The organism is Arthrobacter sp. SDTb3-6, from assembly GCF_013376095.1.
GTDB lineage: Bacteria > Actinomycetota > Actinomycetes > Actinomycetales > Micrococcaceae > Specibacter.
This window is the reverse complement of sequence record NZ_JAAMFN010000044.1, coordinates 21,858-30,160: the sequence shown is the minus strand read 5'-3', so window position 1 is coordinate 30,160 and position 8,303 is coordinate 21,858. Positions and strand designations below refer to the sequence as shown.

The following is an 8,303-nucleotide window of genomic DNA, read 5'->3' as shown; positions in this document are numbered from 1 at the left end:
GCTCCCCGTCAAGTCATGCAAAAACTTCGGCGCCGCCGCCCGCGACAAAGGCCACAGCCTGGTCCCGACACCCCCGGCCGGAATAACGGCAAAAAATTTGTCGAGCGGGCTGGTCCCAGGCTGGACGGAGTCGTCCCGTGTTGGCGTATTCATCACTGCCCAGCCTAGGCGATGCACGCGCGAACGCCGTGATTTGGCGGAAAATCCCACCCTTTGCGTGCCGACGGGGCGCCCCGGCGTCGCCGCAGGGATGGGTCGAGGGCTGCACAAACGGGCATTACACCATCAATTTGTCCGCCCCCTGTGATCTTTGCCATGGGGCAAGGAGCGCCTAAGTTGAATATGCTGTAAGCGAAGCCTAAATTTAGGCAAAGTTATGAGTGCTCACGCCGTGTGCGTTTCCCCGCGTGGAACCACGCCAGCGCCACGGTGATGCAGGAAGGTTTATTCAGTGCCGACAAAACCAGCTGGCACTCTGTACCGCGGCCGTGAAGGCATGTGGTCATGGGTGGGACACCGGATTACCGGTGTAGTGATTTTCGTTTTCCTGTTGGTGCACGTCCTGGACACCTCTCTCGTGCGAGTGTCCCCGGAAGCGTACACAGCAGTCATCGGGGCGTACAAGAACCCCATTATGGGCCTGGGCGAAGCCGCCCTGGTCGCGGCGATCGTGTTCCACGCCTTCAACGGCCTGCGCATCATTGCGATCGACTTTTGGAAGAAGGGCCCCAAGTACCAGCGGCAGATGCTCTGGACCGTCTTGATCGTCTGGGTTGTGGTCATGATTCCGTTCCTGATCCGCCACCTCTCCATCGTCTTCGGGGGGCACTAAGTGAGTTCCAACGTTATTGCGTCACCGCGTTCCAACAGCGCACAGTCGCCCAAGTACAAGCGCAACAAGGGCTCGCACTCCAGCTTTGAGATGGTCGCATGGCTGTTCATGCGCATGTCCGGCGTGGTGCTGGTGGTGCTGATTTTCGGCCACCTGTTCGTGAACCTCATGCTCGGCGGCGGCATCCACCAGATCGACTTCGGCTTTGTGGCCGGCAAGTGGGCCAGCCCGTTCTGGCAATGGTGGGACCTGGCCATGCTGTGGCTGGCCATGCTGCACGGGACCAACGGCGTGCGCACCATCATCAACGACTACGCCGACCGCAATGGCACGCGCATGACGCTCAAGGGCGTCCTCTACGCGGCCGCCGTCGTCATCGTTGTCCTGGGCACCCTGGTGATCTTCACCTTTGATCCCTGCCCGGCCGGTGCAGTCGTCGACCTTCCGTCCTTCTGCCCTGTCCCCTAGTTTTTGGGCACCTGGGCCGTGAGCGGCCCGGGGCAGAAGTGAACAGCAGCAATTTGAATGCAGTAAAGAGAGAAAGAGCATCCAGTATGCAGGTCCACAAATACGACGTCATCATCGTCGGGGCCGGTGGCGCAGGAATGCGTGCCGCCATTGAAGCCGGACAGAACGCCCGCACAGCCGTACTGACCAAGCTCTACCCCACCCGCTCGCACACCGGTGCGGCCCAGGGCGGCATGTGTGCCGCACTGGCCAACGTGGAGGAAGACAACTGGGAATGGCACACCTTTGACACCGTCAAGGGCGGCGACTACCTGGTCGACCAGGACGCGGCCGAGGTCATGGCGAAGGAAGCCATCGACGCGGTGATCGACCTGGAAAAGATGGGCCTGCCGTTCAACCGCACGCCCGAGGGGCGGATTGACCAGCGCCGCTTCGGCGGGCACACCCGCGACCACGGCAAGGCCCCGGTGCGCCGGTCCTGCTACGCCGCGGACCGTACGGGACACATGATCCTGCAGACGCTGTACCAAAACTGCGTCAAGCACAACGTTGAGTTCTACAACGAGTACTACGTCCTGGACCTGCTGACCGTCGAAGAGGACGCAACCCGCGCGGACGGTACGCCGTACAAGCAGAAGCGCATTGCCGGCGTCGTCTCCTACGACCTGGCCACGGGCGAGCTGCACGTCTTCCAGGCCAAGTCCGTCATCCTCGCCACCGGCGGCGCGGGCAAGGTCTTCAAGACCACCTCAAACGCCCACACCCTGACCGGCGACGGCATGGGCATCGCGTTCCGCCGGGGCATCCCCCTGGAGGACATGGAATTCTTCCAGTTCCACCCGACAGGCCTGGCCGGGCTGGGCATCCTGCTCTCCGAGGCCGCCCGCGGCGAGGGCGCCATCCTGCGCAACTCCGACGGCGAGCGGTTCATGGAACGCTACGCCCCGACCATCAAGGACCTGGCGCCGCGTGACATCGTGGCCCGCTCCATGGCCAACGAAGTCCGTGAAGGCCGCGGCTGCGGACCGAACAAGGACTACGTCCTGTTGGACCTGACGCACCTGGAGCCGGCGCACATCGACGCCAAGCTCCCGGACATCACCGAGTTCGCCCGCACCTACCTGGGCGTGGAACCGTACACCGAGCCCGTGCCGGTGTTCCCCACCGCCCACTACGCGATGGGCGGCGTGCCCACGAACATCGGTGCGGAGGTCCTCCAGGACAACGACACCATCATTCCCGGCCTGTACGCCGCCGGTGAGGTGGCCTGCGTGTCCGTGCACGGCTCCAACCGCCTGGGCACCAACTCGCTGCTGGACATCAACGTGTTTGGCAAGCGTGCCGGTGTGGCCGCTGCCCAGTATGCCAAGACGGCCGAGTTCGTGGACCTGCCGGAAAACCCGGAAGCTGCCACTGCCGCGCTGCTGGACCACGTCCGCACGTCCGACGGCGGCGAAAAGGTGGCCGCGATCCGCAAGGACCTGCAGGACACCATGGACGCCAACATGCAGGTGTTCCGAACGGCCGAGTCCATTGACCGGGTGTTGGCGGACATTGCCACGTTTGAGGAGCGCTACTCGCGCATCACCGTCCAGGACAAGGGCAAGCGCTTCAACCTTGACCTGCTCGAGGCCGTGGAACTGGGCTTCCTGCTGGAACTGGCCAAGGTCATGACGGTTGCGGCCCTGCACCGCCAGGAGTCCCGCGGCGGCCACTTCCGTGAGGATTTCCCGGACCGTGACGACGTGAACTTCATGAAGCACTCCATGGCGTACAAGGATTCCGGCGTGACGGCTGAAAGCTCCCAGGAGCACATTGCCGGCATCCGCCTGGAAACCAAGCCTGTTGTTGTCACGCGCTACGAGCCGATGGTGAGGAAGTACTAATGAGCCCCATTGAAACCGCCGAGACCGCTCCCGAGCCGGCGTCCAAGATTGAACTGCCCGCCCACATGGGCGGCGGTGGCGAAATCCCCACCTTTGACGTGACGCTGCGCGTGCGCCGGTACGACCCGGAGTTCTCCGAGGACTCGACCTGGGAAGACTTCACCATGACCATGTACGGCACGGACCGCGTGCTGGACGCCCTCCACAAGGTCAAGTGGGAGCAGGACGGTTCGCTGTCCTTCCGCCGCTCCTGTGCGCACGGCGTGTGTGGTTCTGATGCCATGCGCATCAACGGCCGCAACCGCCTGGCCTGCAAGACCCTCCTGAAGGACCTGGACACGTCCAAGCCCATCACGGTGGAGCCCATCAAGGGCCTGCCGGTGGAGAAGGACCTGATCGTGGACATGGAACCGTTCTTCCAGTCCTACCGCGAGATCATGCCCTTCCTGATCAACCGGGGCCACGAGCCGTCCAAGGAGCGCCTGCAGTCCGCCGAGGAGCGCGAGCGTTTTGACGACACCACCAAGTGCATTCTGTGCGCCGCGTGCACGTCGTCCTGCCCGGTGTTCTGGACCGACGGGCAGTACTTTGGCCCGGCCGCCATCGTCAACGCACACCGTTTCATCTTCGATTCCCGCGACGATGCCGGCGACATGCGCCTGGAGATCCTCAACGACAAGGAAGGCGTGTGGCGCTGCCGCACCACCTTCAACTGCACCGAGGCATGCCCCCGCGGCATCCAGGTCACGCAGGCCATCGCCGAGGTCAAGCAGGCCATCCTGGCCCGCCAGGTCTAGTTCCGGCCTGGTTTCGCCGATTGCAAAGGCGCCGCCCCCTTTCGAGGGGGCGGCGCCTTTGCGTTCCCGCCGCTGGTCGAGCCCGCGTCGCCGGTCGGGCTTGGGCCCAAGGGACCGGATTTCGACCAGCCCAATCAGCGACACGATTGACCGGCGGCCAGAATCTCCCTGGCGCTCAGCCCGCGCGCACCGCAGCGACCAGGTCGGGAAGCAGCGCCGCGGCATTCGGCGTGCCCAGCCCGGTGACAGGGTCCCATCCCGTCGACGCCGGGTAGCCCGGAACCGAGGGATCGAGGGTGTTGTTGCCGGTTGTCACGTCGTAGAAGTCGCTGGCGTACGCCGCCCCGGCTCCGAGCTTGTACAGCGCCGGGTTGATCGGTCCCAGGCCGCCCCCGTTCATCTGCGCGGCGATGGCCACCAGCCCGGCCCACTGCGGGCAGGCCAGCGACGTTCCGCCGATGTCATACCAGCCCGTGCTGCAGGGAGTGGTGCCGCAAGTGAGCCCGCCCAGCCCGTCCGGCGGCAGCGAGAGGTACACCAGGGCGCCCGTCGTGGCACTGGCCTGCAGCGCGATGTCGGGCACGCCGCGCATGGCCCCGATGGGCGTGCTGCCGGCCGGCAGCGCCGACTGGTAGCCGGGGCGGGCAAAGACGTGGCTGAATCCGCCGCCCGAGGCGATCCAGCCCACCTCTGCGGCCCCGGGATGGGACTTGCAGGCCGTGGGCGGGATGGTGCTGTCCACGGTCCGCAGGGTGGTCGCCGTCGGATCGGTGCACAGGTAGGTCCCGCCGACGCCGGTGACCAGCGGGTCTGACGCGGGCCACTCAACGGTCGGGAACGGGAAGGGCGCGCCCGCGTTGGGGCCGGCCACGGGTGCCTTCGGCGGATTGGCCGAGCCGCCGTCGCCGGAGGAGCCCAGGACGGTGACGCCGTTCCGGGCCGCGGAGATGTAGGCGTGGCGCAGGTTCAGCAGCGACTGGGTGCCCGGGAAGGCATCCTCCGCGGTGGCGAAGCTCTGTGAGATGACCTGGGCCAGGTGGTGGTCCACCACGTACTGTTCAGCCGCCATCATCTGGGGCAGGCCCTGGACGCCGAGGGTTTCAGCGGTCGGCGTGGTGACCAGCAGGATGTTGGCTCCCGGGGCCATGGAATGGGCCGTTTCGACGTCAAGGGCCACTTCCAGCGCCCAGGCTGCCTTGTCCTCCTGTCCCGTGCCCTTGCTCGTGGACGGCGGGGCCTTGGTGGCCGGGGAGCCCTGCAGGTGCAGTTCGCTGAAGGTGGGCATGCCGGGTGTGCAGGTGACGGATTCTTCCCCGCACATGGCCGGCAGGTTGAAGGCCTGGTTGTACACGTGCAGGTCGTGGGCCATGGTGTCGCTGCCATAGGAATCGACGATCGCGATGGTCATGCCGGTCCCGTCGTTGCCGGCAGCGTAGAGCGGGCCCACGTTGTACGCTGCGCGCGTGGACTGCGGGGTGAAGCAGCGCCGTCCGACGGAAGCGCACTGGGCCTGCGTGGGTGGCGTGGCGGAACTGTTGATCTGGACGTAGTCACTCACCACGGGGTGGACGGCGGGCAGGGCCGCACCTGGCGGCGATGCGGTGGGGACGCCGGCCAAGCAGGCGGCCGCCACGAGTGCGGCGCCCCCTGCCAGTGAAAGGAAAGTGGTTCCGGTACGAGATCGCATGGTGGGCCTCCGTACAGCATTCGAAGCGGCCCTCACGGGCGGCGTCGTTGCCACCCTGGCCGTCCTCCGGACAGGCCGAAGGCCACATCCGGTTTACCGCTGCACGGACCCCGTGGTCAAGGGCTTTCGTCCTTTTGGACTGGGTCCAGCCACGGGCCAAGGCCGGCGGCCGCGGGCCGTCCTAGGCCGTGGTGTCTCCCCCGAGGGCGAGTTCCTCGTACAGTTCCCAGCGGCCCTGGGCATAGTCGTACAGGCCAATGCTGTTGACTTCCAGCTCCGCGGCAAAGTCGGCCATTTCCGCCTCGGCCCGGGCCATGGTGCCGGCGTCAAGGTCGTGCGCCACCGTCAGGTGCGGTTCAAACCCAAAGTCCAGCAGGTGCTCCACCGGGCCGGCCAGCAGCTCGTCGTGCAGTTTCCGGCACTCCCCCGCCCCGCGGTCCACGTTCAGGAAAACGACCGGGGAGACCGGCGCAAAGGTTCCGGTGCCGCGCAGCGAGACGGTGAAGGGGGAACCTTCCCGCGCCACCTTGCGCACGTGCTCGGCGGCCTCGTCCCAGGAATGGCGGGCGCGGCCGGACACCAGTGTGATGTGGGCGGGCACCGCGCCGTTGCCCGGTCCTGCGTAGGATTCCCGCCAGGCGTGGAGCTCGGCGGCCAGGGCGGGCGGCATCGAGATGACCACGCCCAGGCTTTCAGGGTGCGGGGCCGGGGACGCCCCGCTCTGGCCAATGCCCGGCATGGTTATGCAACCGTCCCGAGGGGTGGCAGGAAGCCCACCTTGTTGTAGACGTCCGCCAGCGTCACGGCGGCAATTTCGCGGGCCTTCGCGGCACCGTGGGCCAGCAGCCGGTCCAGTTCGGCGGGGTCGTCGAGCAGTTCCAGGGTGCGCGTGCGGATCGGCTCGATCCGGGCCACGACGGCGTCTGCAACATCCACCTTCAGGTGGCCGTACATCTTGCCTTCGTAGCCGGCCACCAGGGCCGCCACGGGCGTGTCCGTCAGCGTGGAGAGGATCTCCAGGAGGTTGGTCACGCCGGGTTTGTTCTCCCGGTCGTGGGCAATGACGGTGTCGGTATCGGTCACGGCGGACTTGATCCGCTTGGCCGTCACCTTGGGGTCGTCCAGCAGGTTGATCAGGCCGTTCGGCCCGGACGCGGACTTGGACATCTTCGCCGTCGGATTTTGCAGGTCGTAGATGCGTGCGCCCTCCTTCTGGATGAAGGCCTCCGGGACGGTGAACGTGTCGCCAAAGCGGTGGTTGAACCGTTTGGCGAGGTCCCGGGCCAGTTCCACGTGCTGGCGCTGGTCATCGCCAACGGGCACGCCCTGGGGCCGGTAGAGCAGGATGTCCGCGGCCATGAGCACGGGGTAGGTGAACAGGCCAACGCTGGCCATTTCCTGCCCGCCCTTGGCCGTCTTGTCCTTGAACTGCGTCATGCGAGAGGCCTCGCCGAAGCCGGTGATGCAGTTGAGCACCCAGGCGAGCTGGGCGTGTTCGGGCACATGCGACTGCACAAACAAGGTGGACTTTTCCACGTCGATGCCGCCTGCGATGTACTGCGCCGCCGTCTTGCGGGTCCGTTCGCGCAGCTCCGCCGGGTCCTGCGTGACGGTGATGGCGTGCATGTCCGGGATGAAGAACAGCGTCTGGTAGTCGTGCTGCGTCTTGACCCAGTTGACCAGGGCGCCCAGGTAGTTGCCCAGGTGCAGGGAATCCCCGGAGGGCTGCATGCCGGACAGGACGCGGGGACGGATTGCGGTTTCACTCATGGAAGGGAAAATCCTTTAGAACTTGTAGTCGACGACCAGTGCTGCATGGTCGGAAAAGCGGGTTTCATACGATTCGGCACGGTCCACCACGGCCTGCTGGGCCAGGGCCGCGAGCCCCGGCGTGGCCATGTGGTAGTCGATCCGCCAGCCGGTGTCGTTGGTGAAGGCCTGTCCGCGGTTGGACCACCACGTGTACGGGCCTTCCACGGGGCCGGCCAGTTCCCGGGCCACGTCCTTGAAGCCGATTTCCGCGCCGAAGAAGCGGTCAAAGTAGGCGCGTTCCTCGGGCAGGAAGCCGGCGCGCTTGACGTTGCCCTTCCAGTTCTTGATGTCCAGCTCGGTGTGGCCCACGTTCAGGTCGCCCACCACCAGGGCGTGGTCGCTCGCGGCGGCCAGCTGCGGCAGCCGGGCGATCATGGTGTCCAGGAAGCGGTACTTGTCAACCTGCTTGGGCGTGCCTGCCTCGCCGGAGTGCACGTAGGCGCTGACCACCGTCAGTGTGGTGTCCCGGCCGGCCGAATCCTGCAGGGTGTAGTCCGCCTCGACCCAGCGGCCCGTGGTGGCAAAGTAGTCGTCGCCGATGCCAACGCGCGTGGCGGTGGGTTCCAGCGAGTCCTTGCGCGAGGCGATCAGCACGCCGGCGCGGCCCTTGGCCTCGGCCTCGGCGTGCAGCAGGTGCCAGTCCTCCCCGAGGAAGCCCTGGACAATGGCGTCGGGTGCACGCACCTCCTGCAGGCACAGGATGTCCACGTCGCGTGCGGCCAGCCAGTCGGCCATGCCGTGCTTGTAGGCGGCACGGATGCCGTTGACGTTGACGCTTGCGATCCTCAAATGACCGTTTTGGGTTCCCTTGCTCACCTGAT

The 8,303-nt window shown here is 66.2% G+C and carries 9 protein-coding genes; 4 read left to right on the top strand and 5 right to left on the bottom strand.

Going from position 1 to position 8,303, the window contains the following annotated elements:
* The coding region (locus G6035_RS16900; protein WP_256128067.1) for a sugar phosphate nucleotidyltransferase at positions 1-153 on the bottom strand (153 nt) is incomplete at its 3' end.
* A gap of 298 nt (positions 154-451) precedes the next feature.
* Here G6035_RS16900 and sdhC point away from each other — a divergent pair.
* The 4 genes from sdhC to G6035_RS16880 all read left to right on the top strand — a co-directional run bounded on the left by sdhC (position 452) and on the right by G6035_RS16880 (position 3,983).
* On the top strand, positions 452-832 hold the full coding sequence (gene sdhC / locus G6035_RS16895; RefSeq protein WP_176618274.1) for a succinate dehydrogenase, cytochrome b556 subunit: 381 nt from the start codon (positions 452-454) through the stop codon (positions 830-832).
* Positions 833-1,300, top strand: coding sequence for a succinate dehydrogenase hydrophobic membrane anchor subunit (locus G6035_RS16890; RefSeq protein WP_256883704.1), 468 nt, complete (start codon positions 833-835; stop codon positions 1,298-1,300).
* 86 nt (positions 1,301-1,386) lie between these two features.
* Entirely contained in the window at positions 1,387-3,186 is a 1,800-nt protein-coding gene (sdhA, locus tag G6035_RS16885; RefSeq protein WP_176618273.1) for a succinate dehydrogenase flavoprotein subunit, read from the top strand.
* Positions 3,186-3,983 carry a succinate dehydrogenase iron-sulfur subunit gene (locus G6035_RS16880; protein WP_176618272.1) on the top strand — a complete coding sequence of 266 codons (798 nt, stop codon included), beginning with the start codon at positions 3,186-3,188 and terminating at the stop codon, positions 3,981-3,983. The genes sdhA and G6035_RS16880 overlap by 1 nt, the downstream gene beginning before the upstream one ends.
* 175 nt (positions 3,984-4,158) lie before the next feature.
* Here G6035_RS16880 and G6035_RS16875 read toward each other — a convergent pair whose 3' ends face one another.
* From G6035_RS16875 to G6035_RS16860, 4 genes are all read right to left on the bottom strand, one after another.
* On the bottom strand, positions 4,159-5,670 hold the full coding sequence (locus G6035_RS16875) for a S53 family peptidase (protein ID WP_176618271.1): 1,512 nt from the start codon (positions 5,668-5,670) through the stop codon (positions 4,159-4,161).
* 181 nt (positions 5,671-5,851) lie between these two features.
* Positions 5,852-6,409 (bottom strand): 2'-5' RNA ligase family protein, encoded by a 558-nt coding sequence (locus tag G6035_RS16870; RefSeq protein ID WP_176618270.1) that lies wholly within the window; start codon positions 6,407-6,409, stop codon positions 5,852-5,854.
* Positions 6,410-6,411: 2 nt separating this feature from the next.
* Entirely contained in the window at positions 6,412-7,440 is a 1,029-nt protein-coding gene (gene trpS / locus G6035_RS16865) for a tryptophan--tRNA ligase (RefSeq protein ID WP_176618269.1), read from the bottom strand.
* A 15-nt stretch (positions 7,441-7,455) separates the two neighbouring features.
* A complete protein-coding gene (locus G6035_RS16860; protein WP_371131054.1) occupies positions 7,456-8,298 on the bottom strand; it encodes an exodeoxyribonuclease III in 843 nt (280 codons plus the stop codon).
* Positions 8,299-8,303: the final 5 nt, after the last annotated feature.